We start from the raw sequence: 23,121 nt of genomic DNA, 5'->3' as shown, positions 1-23,121 counted from the left end.
CGCTCATGACCGATTCATCTCTTCCGCCCGGGCTTGCCAAGCGGACCGACCAGGCCGCGGACGGCGACGAACGCGCGCAAGCCGGCACCGCTGATGCCGCTGCGCACGCCGAACCGTCGCGCGACAAGGCAAGCAAACACGCCGCTCCCGACGGCGATACCAACACAACCGCTGGCACCACCACCGCCAAACCGCGCCGCCGCCTCTGGCCGCTTGCGCTGACCGGACTCGCCGCGGCCCTGCTGCTCGCCGGCATCGTGCCGCGGCTCCATGCGAGCGCCGCGCTCACGCGACAGACGCAGGCGCAGAACATGCTCAGCGTGGCGGTCGTCACGCCGCGTGCCGCGCCGGCCGTCCACGAACTGTTGCTGCCCGCCGCGGTCACGCCGTTCGCGGAAGCGTCGATCTACGCGCGCACGAGCGGCTATCTGGCGCACTGGAACACCGACATCGGCGCCCGGGTCACGAGCGGCCAGACGCTCGCGACGATCGAAGCGCCGGAACTGGACGCGCAACTGCGCCAGGCCCGCGCCGACGAAGCCACCGCGCAGGCCAACTTCGACCTCGCGAAGACCACCGCCGAGCGCTGGCAGGCGATGCTGAAAACCCAGTCGGTCGCGCAGCAGGACGCCGACACCAAGGTCGGCGACATGGAAGCGCGCCGCGCGATGCTCGCGTCGGCGCAGGCCAACGTCGCGCATCTCGCCGAGCTGGTGTCGTACGAAAAGATCACCGCGCCGTTCGACGGCGTGATCACCGCGCGCAATGTCGACGTCGGCGCGCTGGTGACGGCGGGCGGCACGCCGGGCACCGCGGGGATGTCGGGCGAGCTGTTCCACATCCAGCAGACCGGCGTGCTGCGCGTATTCGTCGACGTGCCGCAAAGCGATGCGCCGTACGTCACGCCCGCCACCGGCGTGTATTTGAGCGCACCGCAGTATCCGGGCCGCCACATCGCCGCGAAGGTGGCGCGCAGCACCGGCTCGATCAATCCGACGAGCCGCACGCTGCGCGTCGAGGTGGACGTCGACAACAAGGACGGCGCGCTGATGCCCGGCGCGTACGCACAGGTGCATCTGCAGGTGCAGGCGAGTTCGCCTGCGCTCGATCTCCCGGTCAGCGCGCTGCTGTTCCGGCCGGACGGCGTAACGGTCGCCGTGGTCGACGGCGAGGGCCGCGCGGTGCTGAAGACCGTGCAGGTCGGCCGCGATTTCGGCACGCACGTGGAGATCACGACGGGCCTCGTGGCCACCGACCGCGTGATCAACAACCCCGGCGATTCGCTGAGCACCGGCCAGATCGTTCAGATCGCACCGGCCGCGCATGGCTGAGCCCTGTCATCGAAAGGATTTGCGGATGTTTTCCATGTCTCCTTCAAGGCCGCTGCTGCGCCGCTCGCTTGTCGCCACGCTGATCAGCGCGCTGGCTGGCGGGTGCTCGACCTTGCCGCCTTATCAGCGGCCGAGCGCCGAGGTCCCGGCGCAATACGCGGGCGCGGCGCCCGGCTGGGCGCAGGCCGCGCCGGCCGATGCGGCGCCGCGCGGCCCGTGGTGGACCGTGTTCGACGATCCGGTGCTGAACCAGCTCGAAGCACGCATCGACGTCTCGAATCAGACCGTGCGCAAGGCCGTCGCACAGGTTCAGCAAGCGCGGTCGCTGGTCGACTATCAGCGCGCCGGCTTTTTCCCGACCATCACCGCTGGCGTCACGCAGGACCGTACGCGGACCTCGCAGAACGTCGAATTTAGAGCGCTCGCCGGCAAGACGATACCCGACTATGCCGCGGGCGTGTCGGCGAGCTGGGAGCCGGACCTGTTCGGCCGGGTGCGCGACAGCGTGACCGGTGCGCAAGCCGACGCCCAGGCGAGCGAGGCGGACCTCGAAGGCGTGCGCCTGTCAATGAGCGCCGATCTGGCCGCCGACTATTTCGCGCTGCGCTCGCTCGACACGCAGAAGAAGCTGCTCGACGACAGCGTGACCGCATACGCCGCCGCGCTGAAGCTGTTGCAGCAGCAACTGGCCAATGGCGCGATCGACGCTTCCGCGGTCGCGCAGGCCACCACGCAACTCGAAGCGACGCGCACGCAGGACACCGACATCGACGTGACGCGCGCGCAGATGCAGCACGCGATCGCCACGCTGGTCGGCGAACCGGCGTCGACCTTCACGCTGCCGCCGAACGGCTCGAACGCGACGCCGCCGGCGATTCCGATCGGCCTGCCGTCGCAATTGCTGGAGCGGCGCCCCGATATCGCCGCTGCCGAACGGCGCGTGGCGTCGGCCAATGCGCAGATCGGCGTGGCGCACGCGGCGTTCTTCCCTGATCTCGTGCTGTCGGCGAGCGCGGGCCTCGAAAGCACGTTCTTTGCGCCGTGGTTGACGGCGCCGAGTCTCTTCTGGTCGCTCGGGTCACAACTCGCCGGCACGCTGTTCGATGGCGGCCGGCGCACCGCCACACTGCATGGCGCCACGGCCCAGTACGACGGCACGGTCGCCGACTACCGGCAAACGGTGCTGGTGGCGTTCCAGCAGGTCGAAGACAATCTGTCGGCGTTGCATTCGCTTGCGGACGAGGCCGACAGCCAGCAACGCGCGACAACGGCCGCCGATCTGTCGTTGCGGCTCACGACGAACCGCTTCAACGCGGGCGCGGTCAGCTATCTCGACGTGGTGACCGCGCAGACGATCGCGTTGACGAACCAGCGCATCGCCGATCAGATCGCCGCGCGTCAGCTGGAGTCGAGCGTGTTGTTGCTGAAGGCGTTGGGCGGCACGTGGGGTGACCGGCCGGCGGACACGGCGGCGACGGCGACGGCGGCTGGAGCGCCTGCCTAGTGTGCCGATGGAGGCACGCTTGCGGCTACCGGCGAGCGCTCATCCGCGCCGTCTGAACGTCAGCACGAAGCGCGTGCTGCGCGCATCGCTTTCGGCATGCACGGAGCCGCCATGCAGCTCCATGATCGTGCGCACGATGGCGAGGCCGAGCCCCGTCGAACCGGTGGCCCCTTGCGATAGCCCCGACGACGGCAACGAACTGCGCGACGGATCGACCCGGTAGAAGCGATCGAAGATCCGTTCGAGATGTTCGGCGGCAATCGGCTGGCCCTCGTTCGACACGGTGATTTGCACCGCGTCGGCCGAGGCGTTCGCGTTCAGCCCGATCTCGCCGCCCGGCGGCGTATAGCGGATCGCATTGGCGAGCAGATTGCTGACGGCGCGGCGGAACAGTTCGAGATCGCCCGTCAGCCTGGCCGCGCCGCTCACACGCACGCGCACGTTCGCGTCGTCGGCAAGGCCTTCGAAGTAGTCGGCGATGTGGGTCAATTCCCGCGCGGCGTCGAACTCGCGCATGTGCTTGACGAACTGAGGATGTTCGGCGCGCGCGAGAAACAGCACGTTTTCGATCATCCTCGACAGACGGTCGCACTCTTCCAGATTCGACGCGAGCAGCGACTCGTATTCGTCGACCGAACGCGGGCGGGCCAGCGCGACTTCGGCGGCGCCGCGCATGTTGCCGAGCGGCGTGCGCATGTCGTGCGCGAGATCGGCGGTGAAACGCGACAGACGTTGAAAGCCCTGCTCGACACGTTCGAGCATGGCATTGAGTGACGCCACCAGCGCCTCCAGTTCACTCGGCACGCGCGCGACCGTGATCCGCGTATTGAGGCGATTGACCGTGACGAGGCTCGCGCTCGCGGTGATATCGCGCAGCGGCCGCAGCGCGGCGCGAATCAGCAGATAGCCCAGCAGCATCGCCAGCAGCACGCCGGCCACGCCCGCCATGTGGAGCTTGTCGCGGTAGCGGTCCAGCAGCAGCCAGTGGTCGCTCATGTTGCGCGCCACCAGCACGCTCGCCGTGTCGCCGTTGCGCAGCCGCGCGTCGGTAAGGATGCCGCGAATCGGCGCGCCGTCGCGGCCGCGCCAGTCGCCGATGTCGGCTTCGGTAATGCGCGCGGTGGCGGCCACGCGTGTGAGCGGCGGCAACGCGGTGAGGCTCGCCGCGCCGCTGGTTGCGCTGCTCGCCACATCCGGCGCCGCGAGGGCCTCCTCGATGTTGTGTTCGAGCGCCCGGGTGCCGTCGGGGCCGAACACTTCCATCGACATCGCTTCGTTGCCCAGCACGATGCTCGTCAGTCGTTCGCCATGCTCGCGAATCCCCTGCGCCGACTGCAGCTCCTGCGCGAGCCGCCGCGCGTGACGCGCGGCGAGCACGATGTCGAGATTGTCCTGCGCGTTGATCTGCTTCTCGAGCGCGAGGTACAAAAAACTGCCGACCAGCACGAACACCGCCAGCGTGGTGACACCGAATGCCAGCGCGAGCGTCGCGGCGAGCGAACGGCCGCGCATCAGGCGGTGTCCTTCAGTTCGAGCACATAGCCGACGCCGCGCACGGTGTGAATCAGTTTGACGGGAAAGTTGTCGTCGATCTTGGTGCGCAGCCGGCGGATCGCGACTTCGACGACGTTGGTGTCGCTGTCGAAATTCATATCCCACACATACGACGCGATCTGCGTGCGGCTCAGCACTTCGCCCTGACGGCGCGCGAGCAGTTGCAGCAGCGAGAACTCGCGCGGCGTGAGATCGATGCGCGTGCCGCCCCGTTTGACGCGCCGGCGATTCACGTCCATTTCGAGGTCGCCCACCTTGATCAGCTCGCTTTCGCGCGGCGGCCCACGGCGCGCGAGCGTGCGCACGCGCGCCAGCATTTCGACGAACGCAAACGGCTTGACCAGGTAGTCGTCGGCGCCGAGTTCGAGGCCGCGCACGCGGTCGTCGACGTCGTCGCGCGCGGTGAGGAACAGCACGGGTGTGGTGCGCGTGCTGCGCAAGGTCTTGACGACGGTCCAGCCGTCCATGCCGGGCAGCATCACGTCGAGCACGATCACGTCGTACTCTTCTTCCTGCGCGAGCAGCAGCCCTTGCGGGCCGTCGTTCGCCACGTCGACCGCGTAGCCGGATTCTTCAAGACCTTTCTTCAGATAGGCCGCTGTTTTCAGCTCGTCCTCGATCACCAGGATTCGCATCGGGTGCTCCGCTTTGCGTTGACAACGAAATCATACCGTCAAGCGCAAGGGCCGATGATTACGATCCGGTAATGTGCGTACGCATGGCGACGGAGCAATCGGGCAATCGGGCAACGCGGCCCGCCGCCAGCGCAACCGCCAAAATCGCCGCTGCACCCGAAACTGTTATTCTTCCCTCTCTTGCGACCGTCAACCGGTCGCCTGCCGCCATCGGGCGGCGCTCCCAAGCGGCGCTCGCGCGCCCGACTCCGAGAGACAGGAACTTGCATGTTCGGCTTTCTGCGTGGCTATTTTTCCAACGACCTGGCGATCGACCTCGGCACGTCGAACACGCTGATCTACATGCGTGGCAAGGGCATCGTGCTGGACGAACCCTCGGTGGTTTCGATTCGTCAGGAAGGTGGCCCGAACGGCAAGAAGATCATTCTGGCCGTCGGCAAGGAAGCAAAACAGATGCTCGGCAAGGTGCCGGGCAATATCGAGGCGATCCGCCCGATGAAAGACGGCGTGATCGCCGATTTCAACATCACCCAGCAGATGATCAAGCGCTTCATCCAGATGGCGCACGAGTCGCGGATGTTCGCGCCGTCGCCGCGCATCATCATCTGCGTGCCGTGCGGCTCGACCCAGGTCGAGCGGCGCGCGATCAAGGAAGCCGCGCATAGCGCGGGCGCGTCGCAGGTGTACCTGATCGAGGAGCCGATGGCCGCCGCGACCGGCGCGGGCTTGCCGGTATCGGAGGCGACCGGCTCGATGGTGGTCGACGTCGGCGGCGGCACCACGGAAGTGGGCGTGATCTCGCTCGGCGGCATCGTCTACAAAGGGTCGGTGCGGGTGGGCGGCGACAAGTTCGACGACGCGATCGTCAATTACATTCGCCGCAACTACGGCATGCTGATCGGCGAGCAAACCGCCGAAGCGATCAAGAAGGAAATCGGTTCGGCGTTTCCGGGCTCCGAAGTCAAGGAGATGGAAGTCAAGGGCCGCAACATGTCCGAAGGGATTCCGCGCAGCTTCACGGTGTCCAGCAACGAGATTCTCGAAGCGCTGACCGATCCGCTGAACCAGATCGTCTCGTCGGTGAAGATCGCGCTGGAACAGACGCCGCCGGAACTCGGCGCCGACATCGCCGAGCGCGGCATCATGCTGGCGGGCGGCGGGGCGTTGCTGCGCGATCTCGACCGGCTGCTCGCGGAAGAAACCGGGCTGCCGGTATTCGTCGCCGAAGCGCCGTTGACTTGCGTGGTGCGTGGCTCGGGCATGGCGCTCGAACGGATCGAGAAGTTCGGCGGGTTTTTCTCGTACGAGTGAGCGGGCTTGGAATAACCAGTAGTCTGGCCGCGCGGCGAGCATCGAGATGCCATTGCACCGCCACTGCCAAGAATCAACAAAATACTTCGTTGCTAGCGCTGCGCCTCCTCCCGTACCGTTCTCCGATTGCGCGAACCTCGCGGGTCTCAGCCGTGCGGCGCTGCGCGACGCGGTGAGGTTCACGCAGGCCAAAACCCGAACCTTCGGTATCCCAGGCGAGTCGAGTCCGCACGACAATCCGCTCGTGCAGCGCGTGGTCGGCCGCCTCGCGAGCCTTGCTCACTCGACGCAGAGCATCAGCGCGGCGCTCGCCCGTGCGATCGACGAAGTCTGCGTCGCGCGTCTCGAAGGCGCCAGCGGCTTGAATCGTATGGCACAGTATCGCCAGGCGCACGCGCAACGCTTGCGCAACCGAACCGCCCTGACAAGCGACATGACGACATTGCCTGCCTACGAGCCTCCGGTCGACGAAAACCAGCTTCTGCTGAAGTGGATCCGCCGCGCGCGCGAATCCCAGATGAGCCACTACGACATGGCCGACCTGCTGTCGGCGCGCGACCGCCAGCTCGGCTGGCTGGTGACCGCATTGACCGCCTTCGTGGGCACGGCGGTGTTTGCGTCGTTGATTTTGACGGCGGTCTCGGTGGAACAGCGGGTCTTCGTCGGGCTCGTGAGCGTCGCGGCCGTGGTCTCGGCCGCGTTGCAACTCTTTCTGCGCTATGCAGAGCGTGCGGAGAAGCACCGCGCGGCCGGCGCGCGCTATGGCGCCGTGCGTCGCAAACTCGAAGCCGTCTTTGCCGGCGACGCCGACGCGCGCGACGGCCACTACCTCACCGCGATTCGCGACGAACTCGACCGGCTCGCCCAGGATTCGCCGAACGTGCCGCCGCGCATCTTTTACCGCACGCAACGCATGCTGTCGACGGACACGCCGCGTAGCCGCGATGCCTGAGCGATCGGCCGTGAAAATTCATCGCACACGCGGTGTGAAACAGGAGGCTTATTTTTGCAGGAGGTGCAGAGATATGCTTTACCAACAACGTGCGATCATATGCTTGACAACAAAGCCGGCGTTGAGTCGGCTTTGTTGCATATGAACGCTACACGAAGGGGTCGCGGTTTGTCCGAATCGAGGCTAACGGCGACCGTCCCCGACCCACTGCGGTCCTACGGCGGCTCATCATTCGGATGGCAGCTTCCGGAGGCGGAACTGTCATTGACGCGAAGATTGCCACTGCGAGCTCGTCGGCCGTTCCGGTCACTCGCCGAACGCTACAGCAGGTCGATTTTGAGCAGCCGGTTCCGGGAAAATCGAATGAGTCTTGCCGACCCTCTTCGGCCGTTCCTGCTCGCGAGAGGCGAATGGCGGCTTCCGAAGGACCCGTAGGAGATCGAGGATGTCATTGCAAGTACGTGTGTCTGTCGCTTTGGGCAAGATTGCCGTAGCGCTTGCGTTTGCAGGTATGGCAGTAACGTCACACGCCGACACGGTCCGGATCACCGTCTCGCACTACAGTGACGCGACTGGCCCATACTTCAACAAGATGGCTCAGGAGTTCGAGAAAGCTAACCCTGGTACGACGATCAAGATCGAAGAAGTAAACTGGGACACGCTGCAACAGAAGCTCCAGACGGACATCATGGGTGGCGCGAACTCGGACCTGGCGCTTGTCGGTACCCGCTGGTTGCTGGACTTCGTTAAAGACGACGTCGCCGAGCCCCTTGATGGCTACATGGACGCGAGCTTCAAGGACCGCTTCATTGGCCAGATGCTGGCGCCGGGTAAGATCAAAGGCAAGGTGTATGGCTTGCCGATCGCTGCTTCAACGCGCGCGCTGTACTACAACAAGGACCTGCTTGCGAAAGCTGGTTATCCGAATGGTCCGAAGACCTGGAACGACGTAATCGATGCGTCGAAGAAGCTGAAAGCGATGGGAATCGCTGGCTTTGGTCTTCAAGGCAAAGAGATCGAGACAGATGTCTATTTCTATTATGGACTCTGGAGTTACGGCGGAGATGTGATCGGCAAGGACGGCAAGGCTGCTTTCAATTCGCAGGCTGGTGTGAAGGCGGCAACGCTGTACAAAACGATGATCGACGAAGGTCTGACCGAACCAGGGGTCACAGGGTATAACCGTGAAGGCGTACAGAACCTGTTCAAGCAGGGGCGTGTGGCGATGGTTATCTCCTTGCCTTTCCTGTCGAAGCAGATCGCGAAGGAGGCGCCGAAGCTGAAATACGGTATCGATCCCATTCCGACCGGAACGACGCAGGCCAGCTATGCGGTGACCGATTCAATCATGATGTTCAAGAACTCCAGGGTCAAGAAGATCGCCTGGAAGTTTCTCGACTTCCTCTTCACGAAGGGCCCGCGCGTCGAATTCTCGAAGACGGAAGGCTTCCTGCCCACGACGAAGACCGAAGCCAGCGATCCGGCGCTCAATAGCCCAGACACCAGGGTGTTCATGGCATTGTTGCCGAACGCGCGCTTCGCACCGACTGTCACTGGGTGGGAAGACACCGGGAAGGCCGTGTCGGATGCGATGCAATCCGTCTACCTAGGAAAGGCTCAACCCGCCGCGGCACTGAACGCGGCAGCCGAAAAGGCAAACCAGTCGCTAGGTAAGTAAGGCGACTGTGATAATCGGGATTTGATGTTATCGGTCAGCGATGGTCGTGTTCACCTCTGGCGCGCAGCCTTGGGATCACATGGATCCCTCCGACCAGAAACATCCGCATGATCCGCCGTTCTGATCTTCAATCCTTTCGACGGAACGGTTCGCGGCGAACGGTGCAAGGTGAAATGAGGTTCTACAAGGCTATGGGGTTTTTGTGTCCATTTCCCGGCAAAGCGAGGTCGCGTCTGCTGCATGTTGCTCGGCCAATGCTTCATTTCCGACCATCTTTTTGCAGCCGGGAAAGTCCATCCAGGCATTTTGCTTGCAATGGACGCATTCCAAGCTCCTGGGCGATCGTCAACGCCGTGCGATAGTGATTGTGAGCCTCCTCAATCCGAGGTGCGGTAGCGTTGCGATCCGACACAAGATCGCCCAACAGGCACCAGGCCCAGGCTTCGTTACCTCGTTCGCCGGAGGCTCGAGCAAGATCAATGGCGTCATGTGTATGAATGAGGGCTTCATCTTGTCGACCAGCGAGCTGGCACACTCGACCGAAAATTGAGAGCACTAGCGAATGTCCGAACGTTAAATTACTCGCCGCCGCTTGGCGAACTGCCTCTTCCAGAAGAACCAGTGCCTCGTCGGTCCGGCCCAGTGAGGCATACGCCGCCCCAAGACAGGAGGTTATCCGGGGAACGTAGATTGGAAACTCAGCGCTCCTGCACAAGGCCAGTGCTGGCTCAAGTGCCTCAACAGCAACGTCGGGATTGCCTTGAATAAGGTGCATCCGCCCGATACCGTGGCCAGCAAAGATCAGTTCCTCTGGCTCATTCATCGCTCGTGCCATGTCGGTCGCCTCCTGTCCTATGTCGGCAGCCTCGTCGAATCGGCCGAGTTCGGCAAGGCACAGCACCTGCCAGATACGACCGTTGACGCGCGTGAATTTTACGTAAGCCTCATGGGGTCCGATGCCGTGGTCTTCATGGAGAAGTTCTAGCGCCTGTCGAGCATGCCCCATCGCGCGTTCATAGTCTCCGCGGCCATACCGTGACCTTGCCAGCATCATGGCGGCCCAAGCCTTCGCATCGGGGTCGCTTCGCCGCTCCGCCAACGCCAGGGCGCGTTCGCCTGCCTCAACGGCGCCGACCAAATCGCCTAACGAACCGAGCGTAAAAGCCAACCTTGACAGAATGCGCGATAGGCGTACCTCGTCGCCAAGTCCTTCGGCAAGATGTTTCGCACTCTCCAGATTCGCCCGGTCCCGTGCCAATTCTCCGAGCGGATAAAGCGAGTGGTTAAGTTCCCATCGGATGTCGATGACTTCACCAAGTATCTCTGCTGAGGACGGCACGGCCGCATAGGCTGTGAGGGCTTTCTCAAGCAAGACCGACGCCTCGCGATGAGCGGCGCGGTTTGAAGTATTGTGACCGGCACGCCGCCACAGCCGGGCCGCCTTCTCCGTCAATCCGGCTTGGGCGCAGTGCTCGGCCAGGATTTCCGGTTGTTGCTCCGCGACGTCAGAAAAATGATTCTCGAGCTCCGTTGCGATGCGGGCATGCAGTTGCTGTCGCCTGTCCCGCAGCAGGGAGCTGTACGCGGCATCTTGCACCAGGGCGTGCTTGAAGGTGTATTCCGCATCCGGTGGTGCCCCGTGCCGGAAAACCAGCTCGGCACTGACGAGATGATCCAATGCGTCGTCCAGGCGCTCTTTGGGCATCGACGCGACCGCGCTGATCAGCTCATAAGAAAATCGCCGGCCGATTGCAGCGGCGATTTGTGCTACATCCCGCGCCGGTGCCAGACGATCGAGGCGCGCCATCAGTGAAGCGTGCAGCGTCATCGGGATCGCCAGTGGCGGCAGCGGACCATCGACGACGTAGCGCCCGTTCTGCTCGCGCAGTACGCCGCTCTCCAGCACTGTCCTGGTCAGTTCTTCGACAAATAGCGGTATTCCATCCGTATGCTCGATGATCCGGTCAGTAACCTCTTTCGGCAGTGTCTTGCCAAAGGTTATCCGCTCGATCATCTCGGCGCGTTGCCGAGGGTGCAGACGATTGAGAGTAAGGAGCGTCACCTCTGGGCGGCCGATCCACGGAGATGTGAACTCGGGCCGGAAAGTGACGATCAGCAGGACAGGCAACGTTGCAATACGATCGACAAGCTGGTCCAGCGCCTCAAGCGAGCTGGGGTCGACCCAATGCACATCTTCGAACAATATCAGCAGCGGCTGGCGCATTGCCAGACCCTCGATCTGCGCGAGCATCACGCCAAGCGTCTTCTCCTTGTACTGCTGCGGCGTGAGGTTGAGTGCCGGGTATCGATTTTCTGTCGAGATCGATAGCAACGCCGCCATCAGCGGAGCAGCTTCGCCCAGATTGTCGGCGGCGAACGCGAGCAACGCCTCAAGTTTGTCGAGGCGTTGTTCAGTAGTATCGTCGCGCCGCAAACCGGCCGCACGTTCGAGCTGGGAAATGAACGGATAGAAGGCGCTGTCTTGATGGCGGCGCGAGCAGAAATACCGCAAGCGGGCGTGCGGCTCGGATTGAAGCCGCTCTTCAAGGGCGGTGCTCAGCCGCGATTTGCCGATACCCGGCTCGCCCGACAGCAGCACAACCTGCCCCTTTCCGTTCTTCGCCCGCTGCCATCGGCTGAGCAACAGTTCGATTTCTTCGTCGCGCCCGACAAGTGGCGTCAACGTGGCCGCGTGCAGCGCCTCGAAGCGGCTTTCGACCCCGCTGGGGCCGAGCACTTGCCAAACCAGCACTGCTTCGTCAAAACCCTTCACTGTCGCCAGGCCCATGTCGCGGTAGTCAAACAGCCCGGCCGTAAGCCGCTGCGTGCTCGTAGAAATCACCACCGTTCCGGCCTCGGCCAATGTCTGCAGCCGGGCAGCGAGATTGGGCGTCTCACCGACGACGCCACGCTCCTGGGCTTCGCCCTCACCCGTCAGATCACCGACTATCACTACGCCGGTAGCAATCCCGATCCGCACTCGCAGACTTTCGTCGGTCCCGGAATCGAGTTTGCCGATGGCTCGCACCAGCGTCAGCCCGGCACGTACAGCCCGCTCGGCATCATCCTCATGCGCCTGAGGATAACCAAAATAGGCCAGCACACCATCACCCAGGTACTGCGCAATGAAGCCACCGGCCTTGGTAATGACATCCGCGCAACCCCGGTAATAGACGGCGAGGATCTTCCGCATGTCTTCCGGATCGAGCCGCTTCGAGAGCGCAGTCGAGCCGACGAGATCGCAAAACATGACGGTGAGCTGGCGTCGGTCCGCGTCATCACGTGGCACGGGCGTGGCCGAGATTGGAGATATCGCAACGGCGCTGTCGCCAAGTTGGGCGATCGCGCGCAGCATTTTGCGGCGATGCCCAAGCAAGACGCCAAGATCCTTGAGATCCTGGTCCGTGAGATCGCGAAGGACCGAGCGATCGATACCATTGTCGGCAAAGAGCTGGGCATACTCGGACAGGCCGAGTGATGCCAACCACTCTGCAATGCTTCCCACCGCTTATCTCCTGAAGGCGGCTGCCTCATGCAATGGTAGGAAAAATATTTAGCGTGAAGGGGGCGCCGATGGCCTCGTCTCGACTGCTTCTCAGGGGAAGATCGGTGTCGTGGGCTCCGCGCCTTCGAGATCGGCCGTCGGAAAATGCTGTGCGACCATCTGCTCGATCTCATGTTCGCGCGATCCAGGCACGTCGGCCATGATCAGGAGCTGGCCGTCACGTATGGCGCCACGAAAGCGCTCGAGTCGTGCATTCGGTTCGTCGACGCCGATCATCGTGGCCGTCCAGGCCCCGAAGCCGGCACCTGCCAACGTCAATGCGACGACGGCTCCGCCCGCAATTGCAAGCTCCGCGGGAGGATACACCAGTGCCACGAGGCCGAGAAGCGCGCCGGTCGCACCGCCGAGCGCCACGCCGCGTTCGAGCGAGTGCACGACGTCGCTGCTTTGCAGCAAGGATGCCTCGGGTAACTGTTCGAGTGCGACACTGTGATTCGCGAGGACATGGATATGCCGCCATGTGATCCGCGCCCGCAGCAAGTCGTCTACGATCGCCTTCGCCGTCGTCGTGTCAGGTACGAGGAAATAAAGACGTCTCATGTCGGCTCTCCATCAATCAAGCATCCCGCCAACGGGTCGATGCTGTTTATCGTACGCCTGCCGCAGGCAATCAGGGGGCGTAGGTGACCTGCCCAGGAATTTTCGGGCCAGCTGAAACTTGAGAGAATGGCTTCCAACGGAGAATGGAAGTTTTGCATTGCATCGCAGCAAGTGACTCCTCCATTCGCGCGATCCATATATGGGGCGCGCCTCCCCCTTGCGCTGGCTTGCACGATGCAGAGGAGAGGACTACCTTTGCTCTAGAGACGTACCGGCGCACACAGTACCGAAGTACGGCAAGGCGGCACGACGACGCCAGGAGCGTTTTGTTAGCGGCTCCAGCGAGTGACGCGCAGCGAGGTGACCTATGTCGCTTGCGATTGCCCTGATCCTGATCATCGTATTGGCGGTGGGGTTTCACTTTGCCAGTCCCTGGTGGATCACGCCGATCGCCTCGAACTGGGTGCGCATGGACGACATGCTGACGATCACGATCGTCATTACCGGCGCGCTCTTCATCGCGATCAACCTGTTCATCGTGATCGCACTGGTGCGCTACCGCCACCGCAGGGGTCATCGCGCTGCTTACGAGCCGCACAACAGGCGGCTGGAGTGGTGGCTGATCGGCCTGACCGCTGTCGGCGTGTCAGCGTTGCTGGCACCGGGGCTCTTCGTCTACGCGGACTTCGTACGGCCGCCGCCCAACGTGCTGCAGATGGAAGTGCTCGGCCAGCAATGGCAATGGCGCTTCCGCTTTGCCGGCCCCGGAGGCAAGCTGGGCACGACGGACGTGCGCTACATCAGCAACGACAACCCCTTCGGCCTGAACCCCGGCGACCCCAACGGCCGTGACAACTACCTGATCGAGACGCCCGAGGTGCACCTGCCGCTCAACCGGCCGATCCAGGTCTTGACACGGTCGCGCGACGTGCTGCATGACTTCTACGTACCGCCGTTCCGTGCGCGCATGAACATGGTGCCCGGCATGGTGACGACCTTCTGGTTCACGCCGACCAAGGCAGGGCGTTACGACATCCTGTGCGCGCAGCTTTGCGGTATCGGACACTCCAACATGCGCGGCGTGGTCGTGGTGGAAGACGAAGCAACGTTCTCGCGCTGGCTGGCGCAGCAGAGCACCTTCGCGCAGCGGCAGCAGGCCAAGGTGCAGGCCGCACCCGCCGCTGCAGGCGGCAGCGCCCAGGCGCTCGCTGACCAGGGCAAGACGCTCGCAGAGGCCAAGGGCTGCGTCGCCTGCCATACCGTGGACGGCAGTCCGCGGGTGGGCCCCACCTGGAAGAGCCTGTACGGCAAGACGGAAACGATGGCCGACGGCAGCACCGCAAAGGTGGACGAAGCCTATCTGCGCGCCTTCATCCGCGACCCGAAGGCCCGCGTCGTGAAGGGCTTCGCACCGATCATGCCGAACTTCGACCTGAGCGAACAGGAGCTGACAGCCCTGGTGACCTACATCGAATCGCTAGGCGGCCCGGCCGCCAGCAGCGCAGCCCAACCCTAGCGGAGCAGACGCAATGTCCTACGCGCACACCGACCACGTCCCGCAAAGCTTCTGGACCCGCTATGTCTGGAGCCAGGACCACAAGGTCATCGCCGTGCAGTATTCGCTGACAGCCATCGCCATCGGCCTGGTCGGCCTTGTGTTGTCGAACCTGATGCGGTTGCAGCTCGGCTTTCCGGGCAAGTTCAGTTTCATCGACGCCAACCACTACTACCAGTTCGTCACCATGCACGGGATGATCATGGTGATCTACCTGCTGACGGCGCTGTTTCTGGGCGGCTTCGGCAACTACCTGATCCCGCTGATGCTGGGCGCGCGCGACATGGTGTTCCCGTTTCTCAACATGCTGAGCTACTGGGTCTACCTGCTGGCCGTGCTGGTGCTGGTGTCGAGCTTCTTCGTGCCAGGCGGGCCGACCGGCGCCGGCTGGACGCTGTATCCACCCCAGGCCATCCTGCCGGGCACGCCGGGCGTGGAATGGGGCATCATATTGATGCTGGTGTCGCTGGCGATCTTCATCGTCGCGGCAACGATGGGCGGCTTGAATTACGTCACCACCACGCTGCAGGCGCGCGCGCGCGGCATGACGCTCATGCGCATGCCGCTTACGGTGTGGGGCATCTTCGCGGCGACCATCCTGGCGCTGCTGGCGTTTCCGGCGCTGTTCGTCTCGGCGGTGATGATGCTGCTCGACAGAACACTCGGCACCAGCTTCTTCATGCCGGCCGTAGTGTCGATGGGGCAGACGCTCAAGCATGCCGGCGGCAGCCCGCTGCTGTTCCAGCACCTGTTCTGGTTCTTCGGGCATCCGGAGGTCTACATCGTCGCGCTGCCGGCCTTTGGAATCGTGTCGGACCTCATCAGCACGCACGCGCGCAAGAACATCTTCGGCTACAAGATGATGGTGTGGGCCATCATCATCATCGGTGTGCTGAGCTTCGTGGTCTGGGCGCACCACATGTTCATCGCCGGCATGAATCCGTACTTCGGCTTCTTCTTTGCCACCACCACGCTCATCATCGCCGTCCCGACCGCCCTCAAAGTCTACAACTGGGTGCTGACGCTGTGGCGCGGCGATATCCACCTGACCGTGCCGATGCTGTTTGCCATCGGCTTCATCAGCACCTTCGTCCTGGGTGGGCTGACCGGGCTCTACCTCGGCAACGTGAGCGTGGACATTCCGCTGTCGAACACGTACTTCGTGGTGGCGCACTTCCATATGGTGATGGGCGTGTCGCCGATCCTGGTGGTGTTTGGCGGCATCTACCACTGGTATCCGAAGGTGACGGGCCGCATGCTCAACGACACGCTCGGGCGCGTGCACTTCTGGGTCACCTTCATCGGCACCTATGCGATCTACTTCCCGATGCACTATCTCGGCATCCTGGGCATGCCGCGGCGGTATTACGAGTATCGGGGCTACAGCTTCATTCCACATTCGGCGCAGACGCTCAACACGTTCATCACCGTCATTGCGCTGATCGTTGCGGTCGCGCAGTTGCTGTTCTTGTACAACCTGGCGTGGAGCCTGGTGCGCGGCAAGCGTGCCGACAGCAACCCGTGGCGGGCCACCACGCTGGAATGGCAGACGCCGCAAACGCCGCCAGTGCACGGCAACTGGGGCGCCGCGCCGCCCGTCGTCTACCGCTGGGCGTACGAATACAGCCCGCCGGGGCACGAGGAAGACTTCGTCCCGCAAAACCAGCCGCCTGAGACAGCGCCTGAACCGGCCCACCCGACGCCGACGCTTCAACCCGGCGAGGCACGCGAATGACCACACTGCGCCGCTCCTTCGTTCCTGACGCGCCACCTGTCTTGCCGAATGCGAGCCGCATCGGCCTGATCGTCTTCATGGCGGTGGCAACGACATTGTTTTCACTGCTGCTGCTCGCCTATGCAATGCGCATGCGCGAGCCCGACTGGCAGCCGATCCCGCATCCGGCGCTGCTGTGGTGGAACACCGGCGCGCTGGTGCTGGCAAGCATTGCCATGCAGCGTGCCCGGCAGTTGACCTTACACCGCGCGGCGTGGCTGGTGTTCGGCGGTGTGCTGGCGGCCGTGTTCGTGATCGGACAACTGACCGCCTGGCGCATGCTGTCGGCGGCCGGGCAGACCGTCGCCGTCAATCCTTCCAATAGCTTCCTCTACCTGCTCACCGGCCTGCACGGGTTGCATGTGCTGGGCGGGCTGGCGGCCTGGGCAGTGACGATCGCGCGTCTCCAGCGCGGGGACCCCTTCCGAACCCAGCGCGCCATTGCGCTGTGCGCCATCTACTGGCATTTCCTGCTGGCTGTCTGGCTCGTGCTGCTGGCGGCGATGTGGTGGATCACACCTGGGATCGTCGCCGCCATCTGCGGGCCGCTGTATGGAGCCGCGCCATGACCACGCCCACGCTCCCGACCGAATCCGCCGCCACCACGCCCACCGACGCCGGGCCTGACGGCTGGCGCGGCATCGTCACGGACTGGTCGGCCGACCGCCAGGCCTTCAAGGTGCCGTGGGGCAAGGCGATGATGTGGATCTTCCTGCTCTCGGACACCTTCATCTTCAGCAGCTTCCTGATCGGCTACATGACGGTGCGCATGTCGACCACGGTGCCGTGGCCCGACCCTTCCAAGGTGTTCGCGCTCACTGTGGGCGGCGTGGATGTGCCCTTGCTGCTGATCGCCATCATGACGTTCATCCTGATCAGCAGCAGCGGCACCATGGCGATGGCTGTCAACTTTGGCTACCGGCGCAACGCAAAGCGCGCCGCCGCACTGTTGCTGGCGACCGCGCTGCTGGGCGCGACCTTCGTGTCGATGCAGGCCTTCGAATGGACCAAGCTGATCGTCCATGAAGGTATCCGCCCCTGGGGCAACCCGCTGGGCGCGGCGCAGTTTGGCGCGTGCTTCTTCATGATCACCGGGTTCCACGGCTTTCACGTGAGCTGCGGTGTGATCTACCTGCTGCTGGTCGCACGCAAGATCCTGCAGCCGGGGTTCACCGAGCACGGCAACTTCCAGATCGTGGAGATCGCCGGCTTGTACTGGCACTTCGTCGACCTGGTGTGGGTGTTCATCTTTGCGCTGTTCTACTTGTGGTGAGGCAGACCATGGACCACACCGATCTCGCCCATCGACCCGACGCCGCGCACGGCCAGCAGCATCCGATCGGCATCTACCTGAAGATCTGGGGCCTGCTGTTCGTACTGAGCACGATGTCGTACATGGTGGATTACTTCCACGTGCAGGGCCTGCTGCGCTGGACGCTGATCGTCGTGCTCATGATCGCCAAGGCCGGGCTGATCGTGTCGATTTTCATGCACATGATGTGGGAGCGGCTGGCGCTGGTGTACGCCATCCTGATACCGCCCCTGTGCCTGCTGGTGCTGCTGGTGCTGATGGCTGCCGAAGCGCATCACACCTTCGGCATGCGGGAATTCTTCTTCCATTGACCCCTTCGCCGACCGTTCCTCAGGCGACGGGCGTTGCGTCCAGCGCCTGGGTGAAATCAGTCAGCAGGATCTATCCACATGGGGCGTGCCTGGAACGCACCGCTCCGAATCCAAAACGACCCGACAAATGCCGGGCCGTTTTTATTTCCTGGCTTGCTGAATATCCCAGCGAAAAACACCTTCAAATCAGGCGTGCTTCTCACTGAATTCGTTGAGCGGCACAGGCTGCCTGAGCGGATCGAAGTCGGCCCACCGCCCTTGTTGCCAGCGGCCGGTCGCGCGTTCGATCGCCGCGCCTCCCGCATCGCGCAGCACCCGTGCGGCGTCCAATTGGCTGTCCTGCGACACGTGTACGGCCACCAGCACGCCGGAATCACGGGTTTCTTCGTCGCTGGCTTCGCGCGTGCGCGCCATCGCGCCGACCAATGAACCGACATACGCACACAGCCCGGCCGCGATCAGCGACACGATAAGCGGCGCCGAAAACGCTGCGAAGATCCCGACGCCGACCACGGCGCCAACCGCTGCGCCAATCGAGATGCCTATCTCGGCACCCTTCGGCGCCTCCCTCGCGTTTGCGTCGGCGCTGGTATCACCGCCGGGCCGAAAACGTGCGTGCTGGCCGAGCGGATTGACGAAAAACAGTGTGACGTCCTCCTCGACGAAACCGGCATTGAAGAGCCGTTGCGCCGCGTCTTCAGCGGCGGGGAATGTCGTGAAGCGTGCTGCGACGATGAGTGACATGTGGCCTCCTTCCATCGTTGACTAGCGGTTGCAGACTATGCCGCCCCACCTCACCCGCGCCGAGGCACAGGTGCATGCGGTGGCACGCGCCGGGACTATGCCGTGGTGCCGCGATCGGGTTCCATGCCGTCCACTCTGAACAGTCCGCTATGTAACATTACGCCTTTGCCGCCGTTCTGGGCGATCACTTCCGCGTAAACCGAACGGATACGATTGCGGCCGTTGCCGAAAGCAGCCATTCAGGCGGATTCCAGCGCGGAAGGGGCGCCGAAATGATCTTCCAGCGCCTCGGCGGTAACTGCGCATTCAACCGGCTCGCCGTCGACGCGCGCCGTAAAGCGCACTGTCAGATGCGCGCCGTCGAAGACCGGCTGGTCGTCGGGAAAAGTGATGTGCATAAGGGAATCCTCATAGGCTGGCCGCAGCGGAATCGAACTCATGGCGAATTCTTCATTGCGCCAGCGAGTTGCTGCGCCGTCGCGAGGTGACGCTTGATGGTCGGCAACGCGTGCGTGGCTGCAGCCTTCAATTGCGCATCGTCGATGCAGGGAGCGGGCGCCTGACACCGCATGTTTCCTTCGTCTCCCTACTTGGTCTGCAAAAAATATGCCCACACAGAAGCGCGCGGAAAGCGACGCGCCGTTTGCCGGGCGGCCAGGGTCTTTAGTGACCCGTCGGGTCCGTGGCAGCCATCGTTGCAGGTGGAAGTTTCAGGCGGGAGGGGAATCGACAGCGCCATCCCTGCAGCCATCTGTTGTGCTGTCGATTTCGCAGGCATTTGATCCTCCACTGCGAGCTAAAGGATTAATTAGCGATCCGCTGACAGGTCTGCCGCGGACAACCCTCCTGCCTCTCGGCAACTGACGTGCCTCAAGGGTCTCTTGCACGCACAGTTCATCACGCGACGTCGTCGCCAGAACGAGGACCATCCGTCGGGGTGGCGATAGCCATGCGGCGCTATCAGTCTCGCGAGCTGGAGGACTAGAATGGATTATCCGAATCTCAATCGGGAGAGAAATTGTGCAACTTCACATGGATTCCCATCATTTCACACACGGCCAGCCCGACTGGCGGGCAGCCGTGCTGGCAGGCATCATTGCGGGCGCTGTGTTCCTGGCGTTAGGGGTTATCCTGATGGCACTGATGACGGAAGGCAGTCTGCTGGAGCCCCCACGCATGGTCGCCGCGATCATTCTGGGACGAGGCGCATTGCAATCGCCGCAAGCATTCTCAATTGGCATCGTGCTCGCGGCCTTTGGGGTGCATTTTGCCCTTGCCATCGCATTGGCGCTTATCCTCGGTCTGATCATGACGTCATTCAACCTTGACTCGAGCATGGGGATGGCCTCACTGGCGGGTGGCGCTTTCGCTGCAGCCGTTTACCTGATTAATTTCTACGGCATGACACAGTTTTTTCCGTGGTTCGCAGAAGCGCGCAACTGGGCCAGCCTGTTCGTTCACATCGTCTTCGGCATCGTGACCGCGAACCTGTACATGAGACTGGAGCGCAACACACCCCGCAGGGTCAAGGCGGACGCGGGCGGCCCGTCGTAGTCCGGTGCCGTGCTGATCGACCGGTCTCCAGAGCAGATAAGGCTCGCCGCGCAACAACATGAGCACCTCGTCGAGATCGTCATGCTCGGCCACTCCGGTGAAAGCGCCGGTCGACATGTGCGAGGATGCCACGCGATAGACGCGTCGCGCGTCCATGAATCATCCGGTCGGAGACGCGTGAGAGCACATACGACGCGGCGAGCACCGCCAGCACCGGCGCGACGAAGAGCACGAGCGACGTCTCCCGGCCGCTCTGCCCGAACACCCCTCGAAAAAGTGCAACGTCGCGTAGACGCAGATGAAGTGCCACAGGTAGATACCGTAGCTTTCGCGGCCCAGCGCGTCGGCACAGCGACGGATGTACGCCCCGCGAGCATCGTCGCCCGACGCGGGGCGGCTGCGCGAGCAGACGAATAACAGAAACGCGACTGCGCTGCACGCGGCGAAGACCGGCGCGAGTTCATGTGCATTCGCGAGCCACACACCAAGCGCCGCCGTCGCGAGCGCGAAACCTGGGGCGAGCGAAAAAATCAGCCACGCTGTGCACCGCGTCACGCTGGATGCGCCCGTTAGATGCGAGCGGAACGCGTACCACACCCACATTCCAACGATGAAGCATGGCCCTTGTACTGGCGGCCAGAAATAGCTGAACGAGTTGTTCGTCACATGACCCGAAGCTGCCCTTCAGTGAGTTGCTCCGAACGTCTCAACCTTACAGAAACGCGGCCTGCCCTTCTCCCGATTACGTACCGCGGAGCCATCGAGACCGCTTTGCCCGGCTCGAAACTCTCTCGCACCATCGCCAGTTTGTCTTCCGCTGACCATCGCCGCCGGCGCTCCGGCCCCGTCAACACTTCCATCACTTCTTGCTTGTTGTTAGTCAAAAACACAGTCGTATGCCTACCCGCTATTTTAAGTGGGAGACCGTGTCCGGCGATTCAAGGGCCGCTCCAACTACATGTCAGCAGCCAGGAAGGGCACACGAGGGACAATGATGTCGAATGAGCGGTCCGGCCGGCCTCTGCCTGACGCGAGCGGCCGTGCCCGTTAAGGGTTATTCGACCCACTTCTGCCGTTCGATCCGGCGACAGACGAATGACAGCTTTCGAGGGACCAGCGGACCAGAAGCATCATCGCGTGCGATGGGCTTTCCTGCATTACGCAGCTTTGCCGGGCAGCAGCCCTCGGCAAACACCCGCGACCCTGGCCCTTACACTCTTCAGTGTCCGGTTCGTGCTAGGATTTCAGCGTTCCGAACGCTGGCGTCCGAATGCTTGAGGTGACGCGCCTAACCAGCCCGCGCTTCAGAAGAGCCACCCCCGGTTTTCAGTCTGCCGGTGGGACTAGCGGAACGACCCCCATCGGTACAGCGAATCGACATGACGAAGAACATCAAGCTGGCTTATCTGGTGTTGCTAACCGGCTTGGCCTTGCTCTGGCTATTTGCCGATGATGTATTGAGCAGACCATACGAATTCCGTGCCTTCCAGCTCTCGATGATCAATTTCACCGGCATTCTCACGCTCGGATGCATGAGTGCCGGCATGTTTCTGGCGATCCGACCGATCAGTGTGGAGCCGTTTCTCGGCGGCCTCGACAAGTCGTACCGCCTTCATAAATGGCTGGGCATCAGCACGTTGGCGCTTTCTACGATCCACTGGCTGTGGGTCAAGGCACCGAACTGGTTGATCGGCCTGGGCTGGATGCAGAGGCCATCGCGCAGGCTGGATCTGTCATCGGGCGAAACGCTGCCGGCCATCGTCCGTATTCTGAGCAGTCAGCGCGGCCTCGCTGAAAGCATCGGCGAATGGGCGTTCTACGCGGCAGTGGCGCTCATCATCGTTGCCTTGCTGAAGCGCTTCCCCTATCGCTACTTCTTCAAGACCCATCGACTGCTGGCAGTCGCGTATCTGGCGCTGGCGTTTCATTCCGTTGTATTAACGAAACCTGCTTACTGGAACGCTGCGATCGCCCCGGTGATGGGACTGCTGATGCTCGTGGCCGCGATGGCCGCCGCCATCTCGCTGCTGCGCCGCGTGGGACATACGCGGCGAGCGGTCGGGGTCATCGAGAACCTCATACATCATCGGAACAACCGGGTGCTGGGTATCGTCATCAAACTGAAGGACCGCTGGTTGGGTCATGCTGCCGGGCAGTTTGCCTTTGTCACTTTCGATCCCGCAGAAGGTCCGCATCCGTTCACGATTTCTTCCGCATGGCACGATGACGGCAAGCTACGCTTTCATATCAAAGGTATCGGCGATTACACGGAGAGATTGCCGGAAACCCTAAAGCCCGGCGACCTGGTCACGGTTGAGGGACCCTACGGCACCTTTGACTTTCGTAGCGGCAAGCCGAGACAGGTCTGGATTGCCGGCGGTATTGGCATCACACCTTTCCTTGCGCGGATGCAGGCGCGCGTGCGCGATCAGGATGAGCGCGCCGTCGATCTTTTCTATAGCACCAATGCGCCAGACCAAGCGTTCATCGACGCGGTGGAGCAACTTGCAACGCGTGGAAATGTGCGCCTTCACGTCCTGGTGAGCGGCAAGGACGAACGGCTCACTGCCAAGCGCCTCTGTGAGATCGTGCCCGAATGGATGTCCGCGGATGTCTGGTTCTGCGGAGCCGCGGGTTTCGGTCGTACGCTACGGCGCGACCTGGCTGCGCGCGGACTCCACCAGGAACTGTTCGACATGCGCTGATGCACTCCACCGCCATGCAGCCTTTTCGTGCCTCGATGACCAGTGATGCGACGGCACGCTCGGGATGCGAAGGTCCGTTGCGAGGGGCCGAGCCGA

The 23,121-nt window shown here is 63.0% G+C and carries 17 protein-coding genes and 5 pseudogenes; 13 read left to right on the top strand and 9 right to left on the bottom strand.

Annotated features, from left to right (window positions below):
• Positions 1–5: 5 nt before the first annotated feature.
• Both HV744_RS13185 and HV744_RS13180 read left to right on the top strand, forming a co-directional pair.
• A complete protein-coding gene (locus tag HV744_RS13185) occupies positions 6–1,331 on the top strand; it encodes an efflux RND transporter periplasmic adaptor subunit (RefSeq protein WP_175149937.1) in 1,326 nt (441 codons plus the stop codon).
• 25 nt (positions 1,332–1,356) lie between these two features.
• The gene (locus tag HV744_RS13180) at positions 1,357–2,835 is read left to right on the top strand and encodes an efflux transporter outer membrane subunit (RefSeq protein ID WP_175149936.1); all 1,479 of its coding nucleotides are present in this window, start codon (positions 1,357–1,359) and stop codon (positions 2,833–2,835) included.
• A gap of 39 nt (positions 2,836–2,874) precedes the next feature.
• On the opposite strand, the gene HV744_RS13175 is transcribed toward HV744_RS13180, so the two are convergent.
• The gene (locus HV744_RS13175) at positions 2,875–4,347 is read right to left on the bottom strand and encodes a heavy metal sensor histidine kinase (RefSeq protein WP_175149935.1); all 1,473 of its coding nucleotides are present in this window, start codon (positions 4,345–4,347) and stop codon (positions 2,875–2,877) included.
• Complete coding sequence (locus tag HV744_RS13170; protein WP_175149934.1) at positions 4,347–5,024, bottom strand: heavy metal response regulator transcription factor; 678 nt, start codon at positions 5,022–5,024, stop codon at positions 4,347–4,349. The genes HV744_RS13175 and HV744_RS13170 overlap by 1 nt, the downstream gene beginning before the upstream one ends.
• 267 nt (positions 5,025–5,291) lie before the next feature.
• On the opposite strand from HV744_RS13170, the gene HV744_RS13165 reads away from it, so the two are divergent.
• The 4 genes and pseudogenes from HV744_RS13165 to HV744_RS13150 all read left to right on the top strand — a co-directional run bounded on the left by HV744_RS13165 (position 5,292) and on the right by HV744_RS13150 (position 8,965).
• Entirely contained in the window at positions 5,292–6,335 is a 1,044-nt protein-coding gene (locus tag HV744_RS13165; RefSeq protein WP_175149933.1) for a rod shape-determining protein, read from the top strand.
• A 130-nt stretch (positions 6,336–6,465) separates the two neighbouring features.
• Positions 6,466–6,687, top strand: a pseudogene (locus tag HV744_RS13160) (acyl-CoA dehydrogenase family protein); the annotation flags it as partial.
• Positions 6,688–6,768: 81 nt separating this feature from the next.
• Complete coding sequence (locus tag HV744_RS13155; RefSeq protein WP_175149958.1) at positions 6,769–7,287, top strand: SLATT domain-containing protein; 519 nt, start codon at positions 6,769–6,771, stop codon at positions 7,285–7,287.
• Positions 7,288–7,732: 445 nt separating this feature from the next.
• Positions 7,733–8,965 carry an ABC transporter substrate-binding protein gene (locus tag HV744_RS13150; protein ID WP_175149932.1) on the top strand — a complete coding sequence of 411 codons (1,233 nt, stop codon included), beginning with the start codon at positions 7,733–7,735 and terminating at the stop codon, positions 8,963–8,965.
• Positions 8,966–9,224: 259 nt separating this feature from the next.
• Here the strand turns inward: HV744_RS13150 and HV744_RS13145 are convergent, their stop codons facing one another.
• On the bottom strand, positions 9,225–12,470 hold the full coding sequence (locus HV744_RS13145) for an adenylate/guanylate cyclase domain-containing protein (RefSeq protein ID WP_175149931.1): 3,246 nt from the start codon (positions 12,468–12,470) through the stop codon (positions 9,225–9,227).
• 90 nt (positions 12,471–12,560) lie between these two features.
• Positions 12,561–13,070 (bottom strand): DUF1269 domain-containing protein, encoded by a 510-nt coding sequence (locus HV744_RS13140; RefSeq protein ID WP_175149930.1) that lies wholly within the window; start codon positions 13,068–13,070, stop codon positions 12,561–12,563.
• A 367-nt stretch (positions 13,071–13,437) separates the two neighbouring features.
• Between HV744_RS13140 and HV744_RS13135 the strand changes: the two genes are divergently transcribed.
• The 5 genes from HV744_RS13135 to HV744_RS13115 are packed head-to-tail and all read left to right on the top strand — an operon-like array spanning position 13,438 to position 18,022.
• Positions 13,438–14,586: a c-type cytochrome gene (locus tag HV744_RS13135; RefSeq protein ID WP_175149929.1), complete on the top strand. Its 1,149-nt coding sequence runs from the start codon at positions 13,438–13,440 to the stop codon at positions 14,584–14,586.
• A 13-nt stretch (positions 14,587–14,599) separates the two neighbouring features.
• Entirely contained in the window at positions 14,600–16,360 is a 1,761-nt protein-coding gene (gene ctaD / locus HV744_RS13130; protein ID WP_175149928.1) for a cytochrome c oxidase subunit I, read from the top strand.
• Positions 16,357–16,968, top strand: a complete 612-nt coding sequence (locus tag HV744_RS13125) for a cytochrome c oxidase subunit 3 (RefSeq protein ID WP_175149927.1) — start codon at positions 16,357–16,359, stop codon at positions 16,966–16,968. Before ctaD ends, HV744_RS13125 begins: the two co-directional genes overlap by 4 nt.
• Positions 16,965–17,672, top strand: coding sequence for a heme-copper oxidase subunit III family protein (locus HV744_RS13120; RefSeq protein ID WP_175149926.1), 708 nt, complete (start codon positions 16,965–16,967; stop codon positions 17,670–17,672). Before HV744_RS13125 ends, HV744_RS13120 begins: the two co-directional genes overlap by 4 nt.
• A gap of 8 nt (positions 17,673–17,680) precedes the next feature.
• Positions 17,681–18,022 (top strand): cytochrome C oxidase subunit IV family protein, encoded by a 342-nt coding sequence (locus HV744_RS13115; RefSeq protein ID WP_175149925.1) that lies wholly within the window; start codon positions 17,681–17,683, stop codon positions 18,020–18,022.
• Between the two features lie 186 nt (positions 18,023–18,208).
• Here HV744_RS13115 and HV744_RS13110 read toward each other — a convergent pair whose 3' ends face one another.
• From HV744_RS13110 to HV744_RS37250, 3 genes and pseudogenes are all read right to left on the bottom strand, one after another.
• Entirely contained in the window at positions 18,209–18,766 is a 558-nt protein-coding gene (locus HV744_RS13110; RefSeq protein WP_175149924.1) for a hypothetical protein, read from the bottom strand.
• A gap of 95 nt (positions 18,767–18,861) precedes the next feature.
• Positions 18,862–19,206: pseudogene (locus HV744_RS13105) on the bottom strand (DUF1488 family protein).
• Positions 19,203–19,304: pseudogene (locus tag HV744_RS37250) on the bottom strand (DUF4142 domain-containing protein); the annotation flags it as partial. The pseudogenes HV744_RS37250 and HV744_RS13105, both read right to left, overlap by 4 nt.
• A gap of 494 nt (positions 19,305–19,798) precedes the next feature.
• Here HV744_RS37250 and HV744_RS13100 point away from each other — a divergent pair.
• Positions 19,799–20,320 (top strand): hypothetical protein, encoded by a 522-nt coding sequence (locus HV744_RS13100; RefSeq protein WP_217469112.1) that lies wholly within the window; start codon positions 19,799–19,801, stop codon positions 20,318–20,320.
• 79 nt (positions 20,321–20,399) lie between these two features.
• On the opposite strand, the pseudogene HV744_RS38450 reads toward HV744_RS13100, so the two are convergent.
• Positions 20,400–20,989, bottom strand: a pseudogene (locus HV744_RS38450) (acyltransferase family protein); the annotation flags it as partial.
• Positions 20,990–21,069: 80 nt separating this feature from the next.
• Positions 21,070–21,180: pseudogene (locus HV744_RS13090) on the bottom strand (transposase); the annotation flags it as partial.
• Between the two features lie 519 nt (positions 21,181–21,699).
• On the opposite strand from HV744_RS13090, the gene HV744_RS13085 reads away from it, so the two are divergent.
• Entirely contained in the window at positions 21,700–23,025 is a 1,326-nt protein-coding gene (locus HV744_RS13085) for a ferredoxin reductase family protein (RefSeq protein WP_175149922.1), read from the top strand.
• Positions 23,026–23,121 lie beyond the last annotated feature (96 nt).

The organism is Paraburkholderia ultramafica (assembly GCF_902859915.1).
Classification (GTDB): Bacteria; Pseudomonadota; Gammaproteobacteria; order Burkholderiales; family Burkholderiaceae; genus Paraburkholderia; species Paraburkholderia ultramafica.
The sequence above is the reverse complement of the archived record's forward strand: the minus strand, read 5'-3'. Positions and strand labels throughout refer to the sequence as shown.